The sequence below is a fragment of the Vibrio plantisponsor genome (genome assembly GCF_013041605.1).
Taxonomy (GTDB): Bacteria; Pseudomonadota; Gammaproteobacteria; order Enterobacterales; family Vibrionaceae; genus Vibrio; species Vibrio plantisponsor.
The window spans coordinates 163,998-185,559 of record NZ_JABEQC010000001.1 but is presented as its reverse complement, the minus strand read 5'-3'; the positions used below and the strand labels follow the sequence as shown (position 1 = coordinate 185,559).

The 21,562-nt window shown below is 43.0% G+C and carries 24 protein-coding genes; 12 read left to right on the top strand and 12 right to left on the bottom strand.

All coding sequences use genetic code 11. The features are described 5' to 3' along the window. Positions 1-238 precede the first annotated feature (238 nt). Positions 239-1,915 carry a SulP family inorganic anion transporter gene (locus HKI82_RS00955; protein WP_102941777.1) on the bottom strand — a complete coding sequence of 559 codons (1,677 nt, stop codon included), beginning with the start codon at positions 1,913-1,915 and terminating at the stop codon, positions 239-241. A gap of 258 nt (positions 1,916-2,173) precedes the next feature. On the opposite strand from HKI82_RS00955, the gene HKI82_RS00950 reads away from it, so the two are divergent. The 5 genes from HKI82_RS00950 (at position 2,174) to HKI82_RS00930 (ending at position 5,460) form a co-directional block, all read left to right on the top strand. Further along, on the top strand, positions 2,174-2,803 hold the full coding sequence (locus HKI82_RS00950; protein WP_102941778.1) for a hypothetical protein: 630 nt from the start codon (positions 2,174-2,176) through the stop codon (positions 2,801-2,803). A 153-nt stretch (positions 2,804-2,956) separates the two neighbouring features. Next, the gene (locus HKI82_RS00945) at positions 2,957-3,256 is read left to right on the top strand and encodes an isoamylase early set domain-containing protein (RefSeq protein ID WP_042485941.1); all 300 of its coding nucleotides are present in this window, start codon (positions 2,957-2,959) and stop codon (positions 3,254-3,256) included. 189 nt (positions 3,257-3,445) lie between these two features. Beyond that, a complete protein-coding gene (locus HKI82_RS00940; RefSeq protein ID WP_171136918.1) occupies positions 3,446-4,759 on the top strand; it encodes a peptidoglycan DD-metalloendopeptidase family protein in 1,314 nt (437 codons plus the stop codon). Positions 4,760-4,908: 149 nt separating this feature from the next. Continuing rightward, positions 4,909-5,259, top strand: a complete 351-nt coding sequence (locus HKI82_RS00935) for a hypothetical protein (protein WP_102941780.1) — start codon at positions 4,909-4,911, stop codon at positions 5,257-5,259. A gap of 60 nt (positions 5,260-5,319) precedes the next feature. After that, positions 5,320-5,460, top strand: coding sequence for a hypothetical protein (locus HKI82_RS00930; protein WP_171136917.1), 141 nt, complete (start codon positions 5,320-5,322; stop codon positions 5,458-5,460). Positions 5,461-5,518: 58 nt separating this feature from the next. Here the strand turns inward: HKI82_RS00930 and HKI82_RS00925 are convergent, their stop codons facing one another. From HKI82_RS00925 to ohr, 3 genes are all read right to left on the bottom strand, one after another. Beyond that, complete coding sequence (locus tag HKI82_RS00925) at positions 5,519-6,148, bottom strand: glutaredoxin family protein (RefSeq protein WP_042485514.1); 630 nt, start codon at positions 6,146-6,148, stop codon at positions 5,519-5,521. Positions 6,149-6,203: 55 nt separating this feature from the next. Further along, a complete protein-coding gene (locus HKI82_RS00920; RefSeq protein WP_102953684.1) occupies positions 6,204-7,100 on the bottom strand; it encodes a DMT family transporter in 897 nt (298 codons plus the stop codon). Between the two features lie 564 nt (positions 7,101-7,664). Further along, complete coding sequence (gene ohr / locus HKI82_RS00915; RefSeq protein WP_102941782.1) at positions 7,665-8,090, bottom strand: organic hydroperoxide reductase Ohr; 426 nt, start codon at positions 8,088-8,090, stop codon at positions 7,665-7,667. Between the two features lie 111 nt (positions 8,091-8,201). Between ohr and ohrR the strand changes: the two genes are divergently transcribed. Both ohrR and HKI82_RS00905 read left to right on the top strand, forming a co-directional pair. After that, positions 8,202-8,669: a transcriptional regulator OhrR gene (gene ohrR / locus HKI82_RS00910; protein ID WP_171136916.1), complete on the top strand. Its 468-nt coding sequence runs from the start codon at positions 8,202-8,204 to the stop codon at positions 8,667-8,669. A 112-nt stretch (positions 8,670-8,781) separates the two neighbouring features. Continuing rightward, a complete protein-coding gene (locus HKI82_RS00905) occupies positions 8,782-9,396 on the top strand; it encodes a fumarylacetoacetate hydrolase family protein (protein ID WP_102941784.1) in 615 nt (204 codons plus the stop codon). 82 nt (positions 9,397-9,478) lie between these two features. On the opposite strand, the gene HKI82_RS00900 is transcribed toward HKI82_RS00905, so the two are convergent. The 3 genes from HKI82_RS00900 to HKI82_RS00890 form a co-directional block, all read right to left on the bottom strand. Beyond that, positions 9,479-9,796 carry an AzlD domain-containing protein gene (locus tag HKI82_RS00900; protein ID WP_171136915.1) on the bottom strand — a complete coding sequence of 106 codons (318 nt, stop codon included), beginning with the start codon at positions 9,794-9,796 and terminating at the stop codon, positions 9,479-9,481. After that, positions 9,793-10,542, bottom strand: a complete 750-nt coding sequence (locus HKI82_RS00895) for an AzlC family ABC transporter permease (RefSeq protein WP_171136914.1) — start codon at positions 10,540-10,542, stop codon at positions 9,793-9,795. The genes HKI82_RS00900 and HKI82_RS00895 overlap by 4 nt, the downstream gene beginning before the upstream one ends. 81 nt (positions 10,543-10,623) lie before the next feature. After that, complete coding sequence (locus tag HKI82_RS00890; RefSeq protein WP_171136913.1) at positions 10,624-11,703, bottom strand: mechanosensitive ion channel family protein; 1,080 nt, start codon at positions 11,701-11,703, stop codon at positions 10,624-10,626. A gap of 212 nt (positions 11,704-11,915) precedes the next feature. Between HKI82_RS00890 and HKI82_RS00885 the strand changes: the two genes are divergently transcribed. Both HKI82_RS00885 and HKI82_RS00880 read left to right on the top strand, forming a co-directional pair. Further along, on the top strand, positions 11,916-12,578 hold the full coding sequence (locus HKI82_RS00885; RefSeq protein ID WP_102941788.1) for a potassium channel family protein: 663 nt from the start codon (positions 11,916-11,918) through the stop codon (positions 12,576-12,578). Beyond that, entirely contained in the window at positions 12,575-13,942 is a 1,368-nt protein-coding gene (locus HKI82_RS00880) for a TrkH family potassium uptake protein (protein ID WP_171136912.1), read from the top strand. The genes HKI82_RS00885 and HKI82_RS00880 overlap by 4 nt, the downstream gene beginning before the upstream one ends. On the opposite strand, the gene HKI82_RS00875 is transcribed toward HKI82_RS00880, so the two are convergent. Next, on the bottom strand, positions 13,939-14,373 hold the full coding sequence (locus HKI82_RS00875) for a DUF2850 domain-containing protein (RefSeq protein ID WP_171136911.1): 435 nt from the start codon (positions 14,371-14,373) through the stop codon (positions 13,939-13,941). The two genes, HKI82_RS00880 and HKI82_RS00875, sit on opposite strands and share 4 nt — an antisense overlap. 348 nt (positions 14,374-14,721) lie before the next feature. Between HKI82_RS00875 and ppnP the strand changes: the two genes are divergently transcribed. Further along, on the top strand, positions 14,722-15,003 hold the full coding sequence (ppnP, locus tag HKI82_RS00870) for a pyrimidine/purine nucleoside phosphorylase (RefSeq protein WP_102941791.1): 282 nt from the start codon (positions 14,722-14,724) through the stop codon (positions 15,001-15,003). Positions 15,004-15,184: 181 nt separating this feature from the next. On the opposite strand, the gene HKI82_RS00865 is transcribed toward ppnP, so the two are convergent. Beyond that, positions 15,185-16,033 (bottom strand): pirin family protein, encoded by an 849-nt coding sequence (locus HKI82_RS00865; RefSeq protein WP_171136910.1) that lies wholly within the window; start codon positions 16,031-16,033, stop codon positions 15,185-15,187. Positions 16,034-16,245: 212 nt separating this feature from the next. Between HKI82_RS00865 and HKI82_RS00860 the strand changes: the two genes are divergently transcribed. Further along, a complete protein-coding gene (locus tag HKI82_RS00860; RefSeq protein WP_171136909.1) occupies positions 16,246-16,539 on the top strand; it encodes a hypothetical protein in 294 nt (97 codons plus the stop codon). Here the strand turns inward: HKI82_RS00860 and HKI82_RS00855 are convergent. The 3 genes from HKI82_RS00855 to HKI82_RS00845 form a co-directional block, all read right to left on the bottom strand. Next, a complete protein-coding gene (locus tag HKI82_RS00855) occupies positions 16,520-17,689 on the bottom strand; it encodes a GGDEF domain-containing protein (RefSeq protein WP_171136908.1) in 1,170 nt (389 codons plus the stop codon). The genes HKI82_RS00860 and HKI82_RS00855 overlap by 20 nt on opposite strands. A 293-nt stretch (positions 17,690-17,982) precedes the next feature. After that, the gene (locus HKI82_RS00850; protein WP_171136907.1) at positions 17,983-19,092 is read right to left on the bottom strand and encodes a DUF3541 domain-containing protein; all 1,110 of its coding nucleotides are present in this window, start codon (positions 19,090-19,092) and stop codon (positions 17,983-17,985) included. A gap of 118 nt (positions 19,093-19,210) precedes the next feature. Continuing rightward, entirely contained in the window at positions 19,211-19,816 is a 606-nt protein-coding gene (locus HKI82_RS00845; RefSeq protein ID WP_171136906.1) for an alpha-ketoglutarate-dependent dioxygenase AlkB family protein, read from the bottom strand. Between the two features lie 150 nt (positions 19,817-19,966). Between HKI82_RS00845 and HKI82_RS00840 the strand changes: the two genes are divergently transcribed. Beyond that, positions 19,967-21,325: a diguanylate cyclase gene (locus tag HKI82_RS00840; protein WP_102941797.1), complete on the top strand. Its 1,359-nt coding sequence runs from the start codon at positions 19,967-19,969 to the stop codon at positions 21,323-21,325. Positions 21,326-21,562: the final 237 nt, after the last annotated feature.

The window sequence follows — 21,562 nt, the reverse complement described above, 5'->3', positions numbered from 1 at the left end:
TTGCACTCTGAGAATGGCAAATCATGGTGATTTGTTTCGTTATTGTTACACTGGTGAAGGATTTGTTTAAAATCATTTGTGTGCTTAATGTGATATTGGGCACAGACTTGTGGATTTAGAATCGGGCTAAAAATGGTTTGGCTTATATAAGTTACAGAATTATAAAGAAAAGCTCTTGGTTATTAGACCAAGAGCTAGAATATGAGGATTGACAGAGGGAGAATGTTGCCTTTAGGCGCTAGGCTGGGTCTGTATTTGTTAATGAAATTTTATCGATGGCATTTAAGCTTACACGCAACGCATCGTCGAACTCTTTATACACATTCTCTTCACCTACAAGATGAATAATTCCCGCCCTGTCTAGCTTTTGTGTCACGCGTGGGTTCGCCCCTGAAATGAGCACAGTGACATTTTTATGATGGAAGTTCTCGATGATTTCTTCGAGAGCCTGCAGTCCTGTAATGTCCATAAATGGCACCCATCTTAAACGGATGATCAGGATCTTTGGTGTTTCCTGAATACTGGTCATCACACGTTCAAACGTTTCGGCTGCGGCAAAGAAGAATGGTCCATCGAGTGCATAAATAGCTAATTCACGCGGTAATGCACTCTTACCATGACGTTGCAAATCAGGCGTTAACTCTTCCGCCGTAGGTGCTTTCACTTCCACGCTAGAAGCCATACGCTTCACAAAGTGAAGAATGGCGATGATCACGCCAATGTTTACCGCCACTACTAGGTCTGCGAACACAGTCAAACTGAAGGTAATAAGCAAAATAACCACATCTGCCTTGGGTGCGCGTTTTACCAACTTTAAGAAGTGTGGAAGCTCACTCATGTTCCAAGCAACGACGAATAGAATCGCGCTCAGTGTTGCCAATGGAATGTTGACTGCCAGTGGCGCTAAAACGAGTAAGATAACGACAAGTGTTAAGGCGTGAATAATGCCAGCAAGCGGGCTATTACCCCCATTACGAATATTGGTTGCGGTGCGGGCAATTGCCCCTGTTGCAGCAATACCACCAAAAATAGGTGCGATGATATTGGCAATGCCTTGGCCCACTAGTTCTTGGTTTGAGTTGTGTTTAGTGCCCGCCATACCATCCGCAACAACCGCAGAAAGCAAAGACTCAATAGCGCCAAGCATAGCGATAGCAAAGGCAGGGCCGATCAACTGAATAATCTGAGAAAAAGAGATATCAGGGACGGAAAGCTCTGGTAAACCTTGCGGAATACCACCAAAAGCTGAACCTATGGTGCGCACGCCTTCAAAGCCGACGACATACTGCAATGTGGTCACCACCACCAGTGCCAGCAATGGCCCCGGAATGCGTGATAACTTTGGAATCTTGGGAGCTGCAATGACCAATACCAAAGATAATAAAGCCAATAAGGTCGTTGTTAAATGAAACTGTGGGAACGCATGGAAAATAGAAATCAGTTTTTGATGAAAATGCGCACCGCTGATCTGAGGTAAACCAAAGAAATCTTGCCATTGACCGACCCAAATAATGACACCAATACCACTGGTAAAGCCGACGATAACTGGATCTGGGATATAACGAATAATACTGCCGAGTTTAGTTACACCGAGAACAAGCAGAATGACACCCGCCATCATGGTCGCGACTTGCAAGCCGCTAACGCCATACTGAGCAACAATCCCCGCCAGAATAACGATAAATGCACCAGTAGGGCCTGCAATTTGAACTCGTGAACCACCGAAGATAGAGACAATTAAGCCAGCGATAATCGCGGTATAAATACCTTGTTCAGGTTTCACTCCTGATGCAATCGCGAATGCCATCGCTAAAGGAAGAGCAACCACCCCGACAATCAATCCCGCGCTTAAATTATTTAACCAATGCTTACTTTTAAGCAGACCTGCTTTATGGGATTCATAGATGGCAAACATATCAATAGCCTTAAAAATGGTGTGGTAATCGAACGGCGTCTGATTCTACGCTCATTTCATATCCTGTAAAGGTAGGATTCAGATAGATTTTATGCAGCGAAATTTAGGTAATAAAAGCGCTTTTCCAGCGGAAAAGTTGCACTCCTGTGAGGCATTCGTAATGAATTTTTACCAATAGGTTATAGGCTTAACACTCTTAATGTCAGAGAGCTTGGGTTATAGTGTTCGCGCCTTATAAAACATCAGACTACAAACATTATGAAAAAACGCCTTTTACCTATTCCTCTGATTTTGCTCACTCCTATTGTTTTACTCGTCGTAGTTGTTGTTGCGGGTGTTTATCGCTTTTCACTGTCTGATCAAGAAATCATGGCGAAATTTCCCACGACAACCAAACACAAAGATCAGATTGCTCAAGCAGTGTTTGGATTGGATGTACCCAACCCAATCACCGTTCCGGTGCCTGAAACCCCAAGCTTTGCGTTTATGGAATCTTGGGATGAGCAACAACGCTGGGTGATCGGCAGTTATGATTCGGGAAGCGAGCGAGGTTCTGTCGCATTGGATACTCAGCTGATGCTTAAACTGAAAGGTTTTGAAGAGAACCATGGATACCTTTCGGTCATTCGTGTTTCGAATCAGGGCTCAGGCGTATTCAACTATTTAGCGCTATTTAAATATGACTCACTCAGATCTCGAATGGTGATGGTCAGCAGCCAACTTTTAGGAGATCGCGTAGACGTGCAATCGCTGGTACAGGATGGTAGCAGCGTCACTGTAACACTGCTAAGCCATGCAAATAATGTGGCTTTTTCTGAGGCACCAACGGAATCTGTGTCTATACTGTTTTCGATATCGGAGAAATATCAGCTATCGCCATCCAGTTAGAAACTTAGTTTCAACAGGGTAGTTGCTTAGCAGGAAAATGGCTTAGTGATACTCAGTGGTCTGAGTAAACTTCTTGGCTTAATTTGAAAGTTTATTTTTGAGTTTCTATCATTTGCCTAACAGAACACTTTTTGAGCAAAAATGGAGTTTGACATGATTAATAAGCGTTTCTTTAAGACAAAAGATGAAGTAGAGGTGACATTTGAGCTGGATGCACCGGATGTCGCATCGAATGTAGCTATTGTTGCAGATTTTCTTGATTGGCAGCCTCAGCCTATGAAGAAAGTTGCAAAATCCAGTGTGTTTAAGTTTAAAACTCGACTACCAAAAGATTCTAATTACCAGTTCCGTTATCTTTTAGACGAAGAACTTTGGGTGAATGATCCACAGGCTGATCAATACATTCCGAATGGCTACGGCGAAGATAACTGTATGGTCTCCACTCACCAATAAATTCGTTTAGATACCATATAGTTAATAGTAATGTTGATTGGCTAATGAAGGCTAAACTTGCGCTATAAACAATACTTCTAAAAAGGCACTTTTGTGCCTTTTTACTATTCTTTACTCGCTCAATAATGACTTTTTGTTAAGAAAGCCGTAATCTGTGCCTCTTTTTAAATGATTTACACAGGTAAGGTTGTGCTTTCAAAATCTGTTATTTTGCGATTTTCAGAGCTTTCAAAAAGAAAGAAAGCCTTTGCATTAGGGTTACCTATTGTAGCTGCTGCAGCCATCTTGTTATCGTCAAATCCTGAGTCAAATCAGCGACGTATTGCTTTATCTATCCAAGAATCAGACGTAGTAGAATCGATTTTTGGCGAGTCAAAGCAAGAGAGTGAGCCACTTCCTGATTACGAATATGTAATCAAATCCGGTGATAATTTAAGTAGTATCTTTAACCAGCTTGGTTTTTCCTACCAAGAGCTGATGAAGATAATGGAAACCGACTTGAACTATCTGGCACTGGATACATTGAAGCCTGGCAACATACTGCGTTTCTGGTCAGGAGATAATAAACGAACTCTGGCGAAGATGGAGTTAGAGTTCAGTTTGGTTGAGCGAGCGGTTTATTCGCGTGTTGAAGATGGAAGTTTTGAATATAAGGACGTAACTTTACCTAGCCGATGGAAAGAGTTTGCTCTTGTCGGTGAAATTCAGGGTAGTTTTTCACAATCTGCGAACAAGATTGGTTTAGGCAGCGCTGAGATCGACCAAATTGTGGCTTTGTTGAAGGATAAAGTGAATTTTGGCCGAGATTTACGTGCTGGTGACCAGTTTGAAGTGGTGCAATCTCGTCAGTATGTCGGTGAAAAACTGACAGGTAACCGAGAAATTCAAGCGATTAAAATTTACAGCCGTAATAGCGAAGTGTCTGCGTATTTATACAAAGATGGTCAGTATTACGATAAAGATGGCAACAGTCTTCAACGTGCTTTTCAACGTTATCCGACAAAAACACATTGGAGAATGTCATCTGGCTTCGATCCTAATCGTCATCACCCTGTTACTGGACAGTATGCTCCGCACAATGGTACGGATTTCGCGACACCAATAGGCACGCCAATCTTGTCAACCGGTGACGGTGAAGTGATCATGACTCGTAATCACCCGTATGCGGGTAATTATGTTGTGATTAAGCATGACAACACCTATAGCACTCGTTATTTGCATTTGAGCAAGATACTGGTGCGTAAAGGGCAAAAAGTTACTCGCGGTCAACGCATTGGTTTGTCGGGTAAATCAGGCCGTGTGACTGGTCCGCATTTGCACTATGAATTGATCGTTCGTGGTCGTCCGGTTGATGCAATGAAAGCGAATATCCCAATGGCAACTTCGGTGCCGAAAAAAGAGATGTCCGTATTCCTTGCTCGACGTGATGAGCTCGATAAAATTCTCGACTCGAAAGAGAGCATGCTTGCTTCAAATACCAAAGACGTTCCTCAAGAGGGTTAGTCGTTGGTTCATTAATGTTTCAAGAGCCCTATCGTTTGATGGGGCTTTTTTATGTTTTAACTATCTATGTTTTAAAGATGTACGTGAAGATGCGTTGTCTGCCGCTTTACGTATATAATCCGCCGCGTACTTTATTGAGGAGAGATTTTATGCAGCAAAACGAATTTGAAGCTTTGGTAAAAAGCTTATGTGAGAAAGAGAACCTACCTCAGGCTCTGGAGCTGCTAAAAGCGAGTGAAGATAAAGAGGTTGCGGAAGCGGCTCAGTCGTTAACAGGTCAGTTTGCATTGGCAGAAGTTGATGGTGAACAACGCATCTATCACGTCTTTTTGCAGCAGGATGAACAAGGCGAAGAGCAAGAGTTTGTCGAGCACATTATGAATGAAGGTGACGATGTGATTAAGTTTGTCGCTTGGTTCTTTGATATCCATTTTGATGTTAAACATAAAGATACCTACCAAGCGGCTGGCAAAACTTATAAGCAGCCAAAAAGAAGCTAACTGAGTTTTCGCAGATAGCTATGAATTTTCGCAGATAGCTATGAATTTTCGCAGATAGCTATGAATTTTCAATTAGCATCAGCCTATATGGTGGCGGGTGAAGTGGTTGTTAAACAAGTGATGAAAGAAACGCTTTACGGAAAAGCTAAAGCGAAGAAATCATCGCGTATAAAGATGTTTGTTAAGAAAATCTTTCAGTAATTAAAAAGCCCTGAGGTTAATGGTCTCAGGGCTTTTACTTATTCGATTGGAGATGGGATTAGCCAATCTCTTTGCGATGAATCGGATGAACATTTTCTCCGTTCGATAGGCTTTCTTGATTCAAATCTCGTTGCGCTAACCATGTTTCTAAATCGCTGCATCCACCGATGTAGTTGCCCTCAATCCAAATTTGTGGAACCGTCACGGGCGTTTTTTCTCCAATAATGGCTTTCACCTCGGGAATCATTCTGTACAGCGCCGCGCTGTCTTTTACCACATCATGGTACTGGTAATTGATGCCAGATTTGTCCAGCAACTGTTTTGCTTTGGCGCAGTAAGGGCAGGTCTCTTTACCAAACACGATATTGCCCTTCAACGAGTCACGCTTCGTCCATTCTTTAATCGCAGCTTGTACCAGCAGACCTCGGTTTAAGGCTTCTCCTTGGCTCACGACTTGTCCTTCAAGGATAACAATTGGCGCATGCCAAGCTCCGTGCTTTAAAGGTTCCCACCAATGCGATAGCCAGTCTTTCACTTCTAATTCAACAGGAACGTCTGCGAGTTCGTTTTTAAACGTATCGAGAAGTATGTCTTTTGTCAGTGTGCATTCACCGCACGGAATGTTTACTTTAAATGGGCCAAAGCTGCCTGCCCATCGATATAAAGTTATTTTAATTGGCTTTGTCATGGCTGATAGATACCCAGTTAACCTTCGTTTGATCACTTACAACATAAGAACGAACTCAGGCGGTTTTTATTTCAACGTGGCTCTTTTTTGCTTCCCACTGAGTAATGAAGGCGACAGACAAGATGATAATAATTGCCCCAAGCCATAATCTACCCGGTGGAACCCAACCGAAAACCATCCAGCCAGCAAGAACATTCAACGGCAGTTTCGCATGGTCGAAAGGCTGTACGAAGGACGCATCCGCTACAGAGTATGCTTTAACTATCGACCACTGAGCTAAGGCTGTCATCGCGCCAGCAGCAATAAGTAATACCCATAACGTACCGCCGACAGGTGTTTGCCATTCAGGAATCGCCAAAAGCAGGTTAAAGGGTGTAATCAGCAGCAACAGGTAAACAACCATAGTGGACGGGTTATCGACGGAAGAGAGTTTCTTTACCATCAGTGAATAACATGCCCAGAAAAACGCCGCGCCAACAGGAAGCAGTGTTGCCCAGCTAAAGTCTTCAGCCCACGGTTCAAGAATTATCATTGCGCCGATAAAGCCGGTCAGCGTAGCCCCCCAACGAGCGATTCCCACTTTTTCTTTCAGAATTAAGCCAGAGCCGACGGTGGCAAATAGTGGAGATGTCATCAGCAAAGCAATACCTTGCCAGATAGGCACAGGGTAGGCGAGTGCCCATAGCCATAATTGAATACCGATTACGGCTAGGAAAACACGAAATACGTGCCAGCCAAAATGTTGGGTACGTAAAGATCGGCGAATGCCCAGCGTTTTGAGATAAGGAAGGATAACCACAATAGCGACTGCGTATTGAATCAAAGCCACCGTAGTTGAAGTAAGTCCGAACTTGATGGTCGCAATTTGTGTCACGCTGTTCACAACAGCAAAAGCTAACCCCGCTGTTAACATCCAAAAAGCGCCATGGATCGGCTGGTGTTTTCCGTTCATTTGAAATGCTTATACAAAGTAGATAATAGGGTGAATCATACGTTCTATTTATAGTGAAACCAATGTCGATTATCTGTTGAAGCTGTTCAGAATCTTTGAGGTAAGTTACAGATAAAAAAAGACCTCCTAGAAGGAGGTCGAAAGAACATGAAGTGACCAGTGATTTCTGCCTTATCACTGAAAAGAAGCACAAACGCTGCCTGCATTTGTATTTTCTATATAGCATTTACTGTGCCAATAATTAATTTTCTTAATTTACAATAGGTTATTAAAATGTTGCGTGTTTGTGCAAGAACGTTATGTGCATCTTCATGGCGCACAACGCTGTGATGTGGTGCAAAAAAAAAGACCAAACGATTGTTTGGTCAAAAGGATTTATCTTGGGAGTATTTAAACCAAGCAAACATTGTGAGTGACAAATACATAGAGTATTTGGCCCAATTTCTTTGCTGCGTCTAAAGGTAGATGGATTACGTGACGGTTTGATTTCAACTTGTTGTCATTATTGTGACTTGAAAAAAAAGCTCGCACTTGGCGAGCTTGTTGAATGCGTATTCTAAAAAATTAAGCGATTTTTACGCCATTCGCTGTCAGACCAACTGCGATGTTGCCACGAGTTGCGTTTGAGTAAGGACATACTTGGTGAGCCGTTTTCACAAGTTCAACCGCTTGTGCGTCTTCAAGATCTAACTGAACATCTAGGCTAACAGTTAGAGCGAAACCACCAGTTTCGTTAGGACCAATACCCACTTCAGCGGTTACAGGAGCGGATTTAAGCGCAACTTTTGCTTCGCGAGCAACATGAAGAATCGCGTTTGAGAAACATGCTGAGTAGCCTGCTGCAAATAGTTGCTCTGGGTTTGTTGCTGTACCGTTACCGCCCATTTCTTTTGGGTAGCTCAAGTCTACAGACAGTAAACCGTCATCTGTTGAAACTTTACCGTTACGGCCTGCTAGTGCTGTTGCTTTAGTTGTGTAGATAGTCGCCATGTTTATCACCTTAATATATGTTGTGTGCAATCTAATTGTTTGCAATATTAAATCGATCTTTAGGTCGAATGCAAGTATATTGTGCACAATTTATTTTTGAGAGAGAGAAACATGAGTCATTGTGGAACAGGCAAGAATACGGAATCACTTGCGAGAGAAGAGCTGCTACTGCTTGATAAACAGGTGTGTTTTCCTTTGTATAGCGCAGCCAACGCCGTGGTTCGTGCATATCGACCATTGCTTGATGCTCTCGATCTTACCTATGCGCAATACTTAGTGATGATGGTACTGTGGGAGACAAACGGTATTAACGTAAAAATTCTTGGCGAACGATTGCACCTCGATTCAGGCACATTGACTCCGCTGTTAAAGCGTCTCGAAAACAAAGGTATTGTGCTGCGCAAACGTGGGCTGTCTGACGAACGTGTGCGAGAGCTTTTCCTAACGGATGAAGGTTTTGCGCTAAAGCAAAAAGCATTATCAGTACCCAACGCTATGCTATGTAAGTTTGACCTTGAATTGGATGACCTGGTTTCGTTAAAAACACTTTGCGAAAAGGTCATTGCGAAGTTGTCCTGAACTTAAAAAATCGGGTCAAAGATCTTAGTTCCAGTAACAGATCCATCAATTTAGTTGTTGAATTGTATGGATAAGATAAAATTTGTGCTCATTCAATGTTCAAGGAAGAAAAATGAACTCGGTTCGATTAGATGAGCAACTGATTTACCCGTCAAAAGTGGTGTGCGTTGGACGTAATTATGTTGAGCATATTAAAGAGTTAAATAATGCCATCCCTGATCAAATGGTGGTGTTTAATAAGCCCAACAGCAGCGTAACCTCGATACTGAACTCTTTCCATCAGGAGACTCTGCATTACGAAACAGAGATCTGTTTCATGATTAAAGATGGTCAGTATGCCGCGGTTGGTTTGGGTTTGGATCTCACCAAGCGTGAACAGCAATCTGTATTGAAAAAACAAGGTTTACCTTGGGAACGTGCAAAGGCTTTTGACGGATCAGCAGTGTTCAGCCGTTTTATACCGCTAGAAGGGATTGATATTGCTTCTCTGCATCTGGAGTTGCTGATTAACTGCGTTCGAGTACAGGCGGGTGGTGTTGAACAAATGATGTTCAAACCCGATGTCATTTTGCAGGAATTAAAGTCTTACACCACTTTGTTTGATGGCGACATCATCATGACAGGCACTCCACAAGGTGTGGGAGAAGTTCATCGCGGCGATGTTTTCCTGGGACGTCTGAAGAGCGGTGATACCACACTTATCGAGATTGAATGGCCGGCTGAATAATCGGCAATTCTTTCCCTTCTTGCCTCTTATTTATATAGGTGATGTGAGAAGGGAAAACAGATTTCGTTTTCCCTTTTCTTGTTTATCCCCAAACAACCAAGTTAAGCACCAGAAATACCGCCATACTCACCACAGTAGTGAGCAGTACATTCTTCGTTTTCCAAGCAATAATGCCAGCCAGAACCGCAGCCCAAAGATAGGGGTTGTTGACTGAGGTATTAAGCTGACTGTCGTGCGTAAAAACGATCGGTGCCCAAATTGCCGTTAATACCGCTGGGCTGGAATAGCTGAGCAGCTTCTGTACGCCCGGGCTAAGTTTTAGTGGCAGTCTGGGTTCAAGAAATAAATACCGACTGAGAAACACCAAACAGGTCATGGCCAAGATAGAGAGAATAATCATGCTTTATCTCCCGTTTCTTTGTTGCTTGGCGTTTTTTTCGTTAAGGCTAGTTCGCTGAAACATCCGACTAACATAGCGCCAACGCTGGCATACATTAAGCTGCCGTTTACATTAAAGATTGTCAGAGTGACAGACAGTATTAACGCGGTAATTACGGAAATAAGAATCGGAATGCTCTTAACGTTTGGGATAACAATTGCTATAAAAGTCGCTGCAACTGCAAACTCTAAACCAATAGAATTGAGCGACGGAATGTAACTTCCCGCTACAATGCCGACCAAAGTGGCTAAGTTCCAGATTAAATAGAAACTAAAACCAGCCCCCAATGCATACCAGCGGTTAAACTGTTTTTCACTTTGTTGACCACATAATGCAAACAGTTCATCAGTAAGCAGAAACCCGAGAATCAAACGCCAACGGGTAGGTAGTGGGCTGATTTTTCCTCTCATCGAGACGCTATAAAGAAAGTGCCGCGAAGTGATGAAGAAGGTGGTGATCAGCATGGTCATTAAGCCTGCGCCCGCTTTTATCATGCCTGTTGCGACTAATTGAGCGGAACCTGCAAATAAGATTGCCGACAAAGCTTGGCTTTCAAAGGGGTTAAGCCCAGCCTCAATTGCAAAGGAACCTGCGAGTAAGCCCCAAGGCAGAACCGCGACACTAAGAGGCAGCATGGCAACTGTGCCTTGCCAAAAAAGCCGTGGTTTGGAGTCTACAGTGTGGTGCGGCATCGCCGTACTATTCATAAATCGTCCTTAATATCATGGTTCCCCTTATTTGTTTGAGTAAGTTGGGGAACCGTTACAATCCATCTTATTGGTTAATGATCATTCGTCGAACAGAGGTGCTTCTTTTGGCTCAATCATGAGTGTGCGAGTCGGGTAAGCGATATCCGCACCATTTTGATGAATGATATCCATCACTTTCAGCATTACGTCCTGCTTCACTTCGTGATAGCGAACCCAGTTAATGGTTTCTGTGAAGGTATAGATAAAGAAATCGAGGGATGAAGCACCAAATGCGTTGAAATTAACAATCAAGGTCTGTTGCGCATCGATATCTTCGTGGTTTTCTAACATTTCACGAACTTGAGCCACAATCGTTGCCATCTTATCGGCATCTTGATAACGCAAACCTACGGTTTCATAGATGCGGCGGTTCTTCATGCGTGACGGGTTTTCAACAATAATGTTGCTGAATACAGAGTTCGGTACATACAGAGGTCGTTTGTCGAATGTGCGTATGATGGTCATACGCCAACCAATGCGCTCAACAGTGCCTTCAATTTCGCGGTCTGGAGAGCGAATCCATTCTCCTACTTTGAAAGGGCGATCGAAGTAAATCATTAACCCGCCAAAGAAGTTCGAAAGCAGATCTTTGGCCGCAAGACCGACGATCAAACCACCGACACCACCAAAGGTCAGCAAGCCTCGCAAACTTACCCCCAGTGTTTGCATCACCGTGAGTAAACCTATCGTTAAGATGATGAGACGGGCCACTTTACTTGCGGCTTGTATGGTTGTTTCATCACGACTCTTGTCTTGAAGGAGGTATTGCTCGATATTGATGGCTAAGCGAATCAAAATCCAAATGAAAACAGCCGCAAGCATGAGCTTTTTACTTGTTGCTAACCAACTGAATTTGCTTTGAATGTTATCATCCAGCAGCAATCCAAGAGATATGGTTGCAGGCCAGCACCAAATCAAAGTACTGATTGGGGTTTTTAAGGCATGTAGTATTAAGTCGTCCCAGTGAAACTTGGTTTTTTCACTGATATTGGATAAGTGGTTATAAACGAATCGCCAAATCACCCAAGCAATTAAACTTGCTAACGTGATGAAAATTACGCTGTTATCCCAGCCTTTGAGGTACTGTGAAGTTTGAAGCTGTGTTAATAATTCGTTCATAACTATCCAAATTTGATGTCATTTTTCTCATCTAAATTAACAGAAAGTGGGTTTGTTCTCTAGATTATGTGAGTTAAGTGGCGAATTTTTAAAGGCATTCTATGCTATCTAAAAAGTCGTCCAATAGTATTCAACAAGTTTGCTAGCGGTTTTAATTAGTATGGTTAGCGCCAATAGAGCAAAGTAACCATTTGAGTCAGTAAGGCCATAAAATGAAAATTCGTGATAAGCAATTTGCCGTGATCGGCTTAGGGCGTTTTGGTTTATCGGTTTGCCAAGAGTTGGCAGACGCTGGTGCACAAGTGCTGGCTGTGGATATCAATGAAGACAAAGTGAAGGCTGCGACTCAGTTTGTCACTCAAGCGGTTGTCGCTAACTGTACGCTCGAAGATACCGCGGAAGAGTTAAAACTCAGCGATTACGACATGGTGATGATTTCAATAGGCGAAGATGTGAACGCATCGATTCTTACCACGCTTGTAATGAAAGAATCGGGTGTGAAATCTGTTTGGGTAAAAGCGAACGACAAGTTTCACGCCAAGATTCTGCAAAAAATTGGCGCTGACCACATCATCATGCCCGAGCGCGATATGGGTGTTCGCGTAGCGCGTAAGATGCTGGATAAGCGAGTCTTGGAATTTCAGGAGTTAGGCAGCAACCTTGCCATGACCGAAGTGGTGATTGGTTCTCGTTTGATGGGCAAAACTCTTGGGCAACTGAGTTTATGTCAGAATGATGAGATTCAGGTTCTAGGCTTTAAACGTGGTCCAGAAATCATCAAAAATCCCGACCTTGATAAAGTGATGGAAATTGGGGACATGCTGATTGTCGCTGGCCCTAAAGACGTATTAATGGCTAAGTTGAAATCTTTATGAGTCTATTTCGCAGCGGTGTTTTCTATCCTTTAGATAAAAAACATAATGAAAAGAAAAGTTCTGAGCCGAAGATTATCTTGCTCAGCTTCCTTTGGGTTCTGATACCTTCCGCTATTTTGCTGACTCTCCCTGTTTTTTCTGTTTCCGGTTTAAGCTTTGCTGATGCGCTGTTCACTGCAACTTCGGCGATCAGTGTGACCGGACTTGGTGTGGTTGATACAGGGCAACACTTTACCTTAGCGGGCAAAATTCTGTTGATGGCGTTAATGCAAGTTGGCGGGTTAGGGCAGATGACTCTGTCTGCGGTACTTCTGTATCTATTCGGTGTGCGTTTAAGCTTGTATCAACAGGCGTTGGCGAAAGATGCACTGGGGCAAGACCGAGCTATTAACCTGCGCAGACTGGTCACCAGAATCATCACTTTTGCTTTAATCGCAGAATTTATCGGGTTTGTGATTTTGTCGTTTCGCTGGGTTCCCGAGTTAGGGTGGTCAACGGGGCTGTTTTACGCGCTTTTTCATGCTATCTCAGCGTTTAATAACGCTGGTTTCTCTCTGTTTTCGGACAGCATGATGGGCTATGTGGGCGATCCTTTAGTGATTATTACTCTTGCCAGTTTATTTATCTTTGGCGGATTGGGATTCACCGTTGTCGGAGACGTCTGGACGAACTGGCGTAGAGGCTTTCATCGTCTGAGTTTGCATACCAAAATCATGCTCACCGCAACGCCGACCTTGTTGTTTATAGGCACCGTGTTGTTCTGGTTGTTAGAACGGCACAATCCAAACACGATGCAAAATCTGGATTTAGAATCGCAATGGCTAGCGGCTTTTTTCCAGTCTGCAACCGCTCGAACCGCAGGTTTTAACAGTGTCGATCTTGCTCAATATACTCGTCCAGCTTTGTTGGTGATGATCATTTTGATGCTTATCGGAGCTGGTTCTACATCAACGGGGGGAGGGATTAAAGTCTCGACTTTTGCTGTAGCGTTTGTTGCAACTTGGTCTTTTTTACGTCAGAAGAGACATGTGGTGATGTTTCAGCGTACCGTCAACTGGCCAACGGTAACGAAAGCATTGGCGATTATTGTTGTCAGCGGTGCTTTGCTGACGATCGCTATGTTTCTACTTATGATTACCGAAAAAAACGCCAGTTTTGATCATATCTTGTTTGAAACGATTTCAGCTTTTGCCACCGTCGGCCTTTCAACAGGACTGACGGCTGAGCTTTCTGAAGCGGGTAAATACATTATGGTGGTGGTGATGATCATTGGTCGTATCGGGCCGCTAACATTGGCTTATATGCTTGCGACCCCACAACCAACCCTGTTGAAATACCCTGAAGATACAGTGTTGACCGGTTAGTTCTGGTCGAAGTGACTAGTGATCGCGCTGCGGCGCGTTTCCGCTGCACTTTCTGAATCAACGGTATCTTCAAAGCCTTGTTTAATAAAACGCTGAACAGGAGATGCTGGCTGAATTCGCTTCAACTGAGGTGAGTTCTCTGTTCCCGCTAAGGCATAAACAGAGCGTCCTTGACCAGTTTCTATCTTGATGTTCTTACCATCATATTCAAAGCTGGTGCTGATTAAACGGTGATTGCGGAATACACCTTGGTCACTCAAAGTGATGACTTCAGTCCGATAGCCAGGCGCATTAATTTCAATCCAAGAGCCATATACTTGGGATGGATTGGTATAAGCTTGGTAACCAAAGTAAATGAGTGCCCCACACAGCAAAGCTGCGACACCTAAGGTTGTGGCAAATACTGACTTAAATAATGCTTCTTTTGACATATGAATATTTGGATCAACCGATCCTTATGACTCCGACTGCTTGTTCATTTTGTAAGTTCATTCTTACGACCTGCTAAAAGTACCATCAAATAGCATCAGTTTGAAAGTGTGTGAACGGATTTCGTTTTTTACTCGGCTCGTTGGTCTGTATTACACCATAGACAATAACCAAAAGTCATAAAGTGGGGAGCCATTTGTGACATTCGGAGGTGAACTGAATGGCTCGCTTATTTATAAATCAATAAGAATAATCTGGGTATTTTGCGTCTTGAATCAAAACAGGTAATGCGTTAAAACAATACGCTGTCGATGGAATAACCATTAATTGATAACTTACAAGGAAGAACGATGATTAAGGAAAACACTTACTTTGAAGGCTCTGTTAAGTCTTTAGGTTTTACTCATGCAGATAACGATGTCACTGTTGGGGTTATGCTGCCAGGAAGTTACACTTTCAGCACTGCTAGCCCGGAATGTATGACAGTAGTAAAAGGTGCACTCACGATTAAGCGTGTTGGTGACAAAGACTGGACGACATTTGAAAGCGGTGACGCATTTGAAGTGGCTGGTAATGCTTCATTCGAAGTGAAAGTTGACGCTGCCACAGCCTATCTGTGCGAATACCTATAATGAGAAAAGGCCACACTAGTTACTCACTAGTGTGGCAAAGCAAAAAGGAATGGGCAGTGGATTATTCTCTTTTTGTTTGGGTGCTCATTGTTTGCTATACACTATTGCTTGTTAAACACTCAACAGATAGTCGCAACCAATGAGCAAGTGAAAAACCAAAGTGGTTTTTCAAATTGAATCATTAATAGGTTTGGAATAAGCCTGAGTTGTAATCATTGATCGCTTGTTCAATTTCTTGAATTGAGTTCATGACAAATGGGCCATAGTGAACTACAGGTTCATTGATTGGTTCGCCGCTGAAAATCAACACACCACTTGTATCGTTCGCTGTCATAGAGAATGCTTCCCCGCTAGACAACAATGCAAACTCACCTTGCATCAGAACGCGTTCACCGACTTTGATACTGCCTTTGTAAGCGTAAAGCATAACATTGTGATACTTAGGTGTTTGTAGTGTTACCGCACCGCCAGCATTTGATTGCCAATCAGCAACCGTTGCGGGTACACCAGTTCTCGTCAATGGGCCCTGTAAGTCAGTACCATTAGCGGTAATGTCACCCGCTAAAACTCTCAACAATCCCAGTGTTTCATCTCTGAATTCTGTAATCGTTTCAGGTTGAAAATCGTGGTATTGCGCTGGTTTCATTTTGTCGCGCGCTGGCTGATTAATCCAAATTTGGAAACCGTGTAAATCGCCATCTTGCATAATAGGCATTTCACTATGGATCACACCTTGTCCTGCTGCCATCCATTGAGCGCCACCTGAGCGAAGTGAGCCAACATTTCCCATATGATCTTTATGTTCAAAATGGCCTTTTAGCATATAGGTTAGTGTTTCAATTCCGCGATGTGGGTGTGGAGGAAAGCCTCCGACATAATCTTTGCGCTGATCTGATTTGAGTTCATCCACCATCAAAAACGGAGAAAAAGAAGCGTTGTTGAAACCAGCTACACGCTTGATTTTTACGCCATCACCGTCTGACGTAGGCTGTGCTGGAATGATTTGGCGGATTTCACGTTGTGTATTCATAATGTTTATACCGTAGCTTTAGATGGTAGATGAGGTCGGCTGACCTTTTGTTTCTATGCCCGAATTGTAGTAGAGGATTAAACAAAGGATGAGAGGTGTTAGTCGAGGATGTCATTCAATAATTTCGAATGAGTGGTTGGTAGTCGCTTTTCTAGTTGATTCCCCGTTTGGTCTATACTTTGAGTGAACGTAACTCTAACGAGGAGGTTGCAATGGCTGTTCTTCCTAAACATAACGACCAGAACCCTCGCTACGACCCTGATGATGACCTAACCGTCGATCAGTTACACAGATACACTCGTGCAGCGAATAAAGCGCAGAAAAAGCGAGAAGCGATAGAGGAAAGTGAAGCACCATCTATTATTGAAGTTGCTCGCAGAGCGCGGTTTGCTTCAAAAAGAAAAGAAGCCAGACCGAAAACGAATGAAAGAAGTTCCCATCAATATGCGATGTTTATGGTTCTGATTGCGCTACTCGCGCTGGGGGTTATGTATTTAACTCAGTAGCTCTGTGTATTGGCGTAACTTTTCTGTCTGGATAATTCAGCAACTGAGTTTGATAGTCACCGACATTCTGGTAATAGCAGTATTGGTTCTTACCATTGTGTTTAGCTGCGTACATGGCTTTGTCTGCGCAGCGTGTCAACTCCGAAAGGTTGTCGGCATCTTGCGGGTAGAGTGCGGCACCTACGCTGATGGTTACATTGCTAAGCAATTGTTTATCTTTGTATTTACTGTCAAATAGATGACATATCCGGTGAAGGATATTGTCGAGATCTTTTAAGGATTTCACATCATAAAGTAGCAACACAAACTCATCGCCTGCATATCTCGCTATAGAGAAATCAGCTTTGTGGGTTTCTCTGTCTCGTGTGCGGACGTTATTCTTAATTCTGTGTGCAAAATTCTTGAGAATTTTATCGCCCATTTCATGGCCGTAGCTGTCATTGATGTGTTTGAAATTATCAATATCTAGAAAGACCAATGCTGTAATTCTTCCGTCGTTTGGTATTTCTGATAGCTTCCCTGTCGCCCAGTTTTCAAAACTCCAGCGGTTGGCTAGACCCGTGAGGTGATCGCGATAGGCAAGTTTTTCAATTCCTTCTAAGTAGATTGAGGTGATGTAGTTTATGGCTTTGGAATAAAAGTAGGATGAAGTATTGCACACAGCGCACATGGCAATAAGGCTGATGAAAAAGCGCTCAGTAGCGAGAAAGTCAGTGCTTACTATTACAAGGTGATTATAAATTGCGATACCTGCCAAAGTGCAGTACGTGCAGCTGATGATCAAGCCAATTGTGAAGGTATTTATGAAGATAACGGCGGCAAGAATCGGATATACCCACAGCAGGCGATTTTCTAATTCTGCCCCATAAATAAAAACCATAAGTGCCTGCGTCAGCAACACAGAAGTGAGGATAACGTCAGTATATTTAGCGTTCTTTGCAATCAGCAGGTAAATCAGATTCGCAGTTGTGACGAAGAGACTAACAACACACAGAAAACCAAAGATAAAGTTACTGTTCGTTAAATGGTGATAACCGTAAACAGTAAAAACCATCATTGATAAAAGCGAACTTAATAATATGACTTTGTTTTTTCTGATTGAATTTATCTCCGCCATCTCCTTTAACTGATGCCCCATCAGTTTATTCATTATTAGAATTGTCCTAAACACAAACCAACTCGGTTAAAGTCTAGGAGAAAAAAATGGAAGCAAGGACAAAAGAACAAGAAATCTTGTGATGCCTTTCACTTTTTTGACTAAACTTGGTTGTTTTAGCTCATCCTAAAGTTAAGAGAGACCACTATTGGTATCTAGTCTCTGTTTGATGAATACATGAAATGGGAAACAAAAGAGCTTTGTTGAGAGGCTGAATAATGGAAAGGCGCAATGATTTGCGCCCTTGGTTGATAACTTTAAACCACCGCTTTGGAAGGTGTTGATTTCTATTTCGATACCAACCCGTATGGCAGGCTGGCAAAAACTTGCGGCTGTTTTTCGATTGTTGGAATGGCGTTCACCTGTTGCCAGTCAAGTAACATAATCGCTAGCACATTGCGGTGTTCACCGTAACTCAAATCAAAATCACCAGAAGTGGAAGGAATCATACCTTGATCGCGATTGATGGCGTCTCTGATATGCTGTCTGGTTTTTTCTACCACTGGATCATTGTTTAGCCCAGCGAGCAGAAAAGAAATTCCAACTTCTGCAATGATGTCTTCTTTGGCTTTTAGCAAAATTGTATCAATGTTGTTGCGAAAATAATCGTAGATCCACTGATGATCCGCTTCATTGACAGCATGCTGATAGTATTGTGAATCAGCAAAAATAATGTGTGTCATGCCATAAAGCTTATTACCGAACTGTTGATTGGTGAGATGCTCATCTTCACTGTCCGGATAGGTATTACGGAAAGCTTCAATAAACGGCGCTACCACATCCTGCTCACCCAACTGTTTCAGCCAGTACACCTGATTGGCGAGTTGCGCTGCCCACGCTTTGATCATGCTTGGGTCAGTCGCATACTTGGTAAAGTCGTAACGACGAATGATTTCACGCAGCTTCGCGTCCTGTTTGTGTTTTAAACCATACTCATCAGCGCGAGCCATGGAGCCCAAAAGGCCAACGCCTAAATAAAGGTATTCGGGATTATGCTTGGTGACGTTATAGCGAAGTCTCGAACGTTCATCGGTTTCGTCTAAATAACCTGCGAGCCTCTTTTGGCTATGCATATAGATCTGTTCCGGAGTGTGTACTTCTTCCGCATAACGGTTCAGCCGACTCGCGACTCTAGCCAGATCACTCCAGATCGCCGCTTGGTACTTTTCATTGGACGTTTGGCGATACATTCGTAGCGCATAGTGACCTTCCTGAAATGCTGGCAAGGTATAAAGCTGACTCTCATAGGTGTTTCGAATAACGTCGGCGAAATACTGGTCGCTTTTTTCTTCTTGCTGAGTTTGAAGCTGCGTGGTTTCCGTGCAATTGGACAAAGCAGAAAGCAGAAGTAGTGAAGCTCCGATACTAAATGCTATGTATTTCTTCCGTAATAACATGATGATACTGATGCTGAAAAATGATTGCCGCTAGTATCAATGGTGACGAACCAATTTGTGTGAGCAATGAGTCAGTTATGTGTGAATTCCTAACTCGTCTAGTGTAACGGCAAAGGGGTTAGTTGATATCGCGAAAAGTAAGATTGATGCGTTCTCCTTTGGCTTTTGCCGTTTTGGGAACGCTGTGCTGCCAATAGTGTTGAGTTTCACCCGCCATAATAAATAAAGAACCGTGTCCGAGTTCGACTTCGTATTTCTCTTTGGTGGCGAGATGACGCAATACAAATCGGCGAGATTCTCCAAGGGTAAGTGAAGCAATGACTGGATTAGTGCCCAGCTCAGTTTCATTATCCTGATGCCAACCCATCGAGTCTTGTCCATCGCGATACAAATTAGCCAGCACAGAGTTGAAGGTATGTTTGGCGACGGCTTCACAGCAAGACTTAAGTTCTAGCAAAGTAGGTGTCCATGGTTGAGGCTGCATTGATAATCCAGAGTAGGTGTAGGATTTGTCTCCGTGCCAAGCCTGTAATCTAGGTTGCAAAACTTGTTTACCGAACAATTGGATCTTCTCTTGCTGCCAATTCAGTTCATTTCTGAGGTTGAGAAAACTTTGGTCTGCCTGCTGTTTCGATAGAAAACTGGGGGCATACAGTAGGCGCGCATTTTGCAGCTCTATCCAATTGTTGTCACTTTCGTTTAGGGAAAACAACGCAAATTCCATAAGTTATATCCATAATATTATTATTAAGATGCACGATTATTTGGCTTGGGATTGGTCAAACAGTATTGCATTTAAAAAGCTCGTCGTCGTGTCTACGTGCGACATAATAGTACGGTAATTTTAATCATTGCACAGTGGAAGGAACGTTGCATGGGAGCTATCTCAGGCAAACTATGGATAGTTAGAACGCTACTGCTGACTTTTCTTGTAATTTTTGTTGGCCTGATTGAATCCTTCAATGTTAGCCAGCGAAATTTCATGAGAGAGGGGCTGTACACTCGAGCTAAAGAAGAGATGTTGTCAATTCGATTTCGCCTCGAAGCTTCTATTTTGTCTGATATTTATGCTGCGAATGGCCTACAGGCGTTGGTCACATTGCGTCCGGATGGTGATATCACGGATTGGCCGCAGGTAGCAGCGAGTGTGCTGCGTAAAGGAAAGCATGTTCAAGTTGTGGGCTTGGCACCCAACGATGTCATCAAATACATATATCCATTGGAAGGCAATCAAGCGGCACTTGGGTTGGATTACAGAACGGTTCCGCAACAGTGGAAATCGATTAATAAGGCCAGAGAGATCCAAGATATCTTTATCTCTGGTCCTGTAAATTTAGTTCAAGGTGGCAAAGCTATCGTTGCGCGTGTTCCAATCTTTACTGACCCGCCAATCAACAGCCAATATTGGGGAGTATGCAGTATTGTTATTAACTGGGATTCGCTTTTTTCGGAATCTGGTGTAGAGACTTTCGGCTACTCTTACAATTTTGCTATTCGTGGCTTTGATAGCTCAGGCTTTCAAGGGGAAGTCTTCTTTGGTGAATCGAGTACGTTTGATAACGCCTTTGCGACAGAAATCGTCAACTTCCCCTATGGAAGCTGGGTAATCGCAGCTTCAGAAAAGAAAGATGTCCTCAAGCAGCTCCCTTGGTATCAAAGCAACATCGTTCGTCTGCAAGGCTACCCTGTGTTGCTGATATTGATCATTCTGGCATTCATCATTTATCGCCTGTACACCATTGCCAATGAGCGCGCCATGTTTGACGAACTGACCAAGTTACCAAACCGCCGTTATTTTATGTTTACACTGCAACACTTTTTTGAATTGGCTGAAAGGTCGAAAGGAAAGAACAGTTTTGCCATTGTAAACATTGATTTAGATAAGTTTAAATCCATCAATGACAAGTACGGCCACGATGCAGGGGATAAAGTTCTTATTGCTTGTTCTGAGCGAATACTGTCGGCGCTTCGCGCTTCGGATATCGTATCGAGAATGGGGGGCGACGAATTCTTAATACTCCTACCACGTATCAATCGAGTTGCAGATTTGGATATCATCAGTAAAACGATAGAAAAGGCGATATCAGACTCACCGGTTATTTACGATAAAACGCTTCTGAACATTCATGCCAGTGTTGGTTATATCCTCTATCACTCCAAATTTGTCGATATTGATGACATGCTCAAAGCTGCCGATGAAGCCATGTATGCTGTCAAGAATGGTTTGGCTTAATCATTCGATTCTTACATCAAATTGCGTAGTGCCTTACATTGCAAATTGCAAATATTTGCATTCTGCAATTTCGTTATGATATTGGTTGTAATGAAACGGCTTGTTTTATGTACAATGTGGCCTGTTTCTGTGCGAAAAAAGTTGGCACGCTACCTGCATTAACTAGTGTGATCCTTTTAAGCCAAGGATCACCTAGCCAACTGACGTTGTTAGTGAATTTATTTTGTTCACACATAT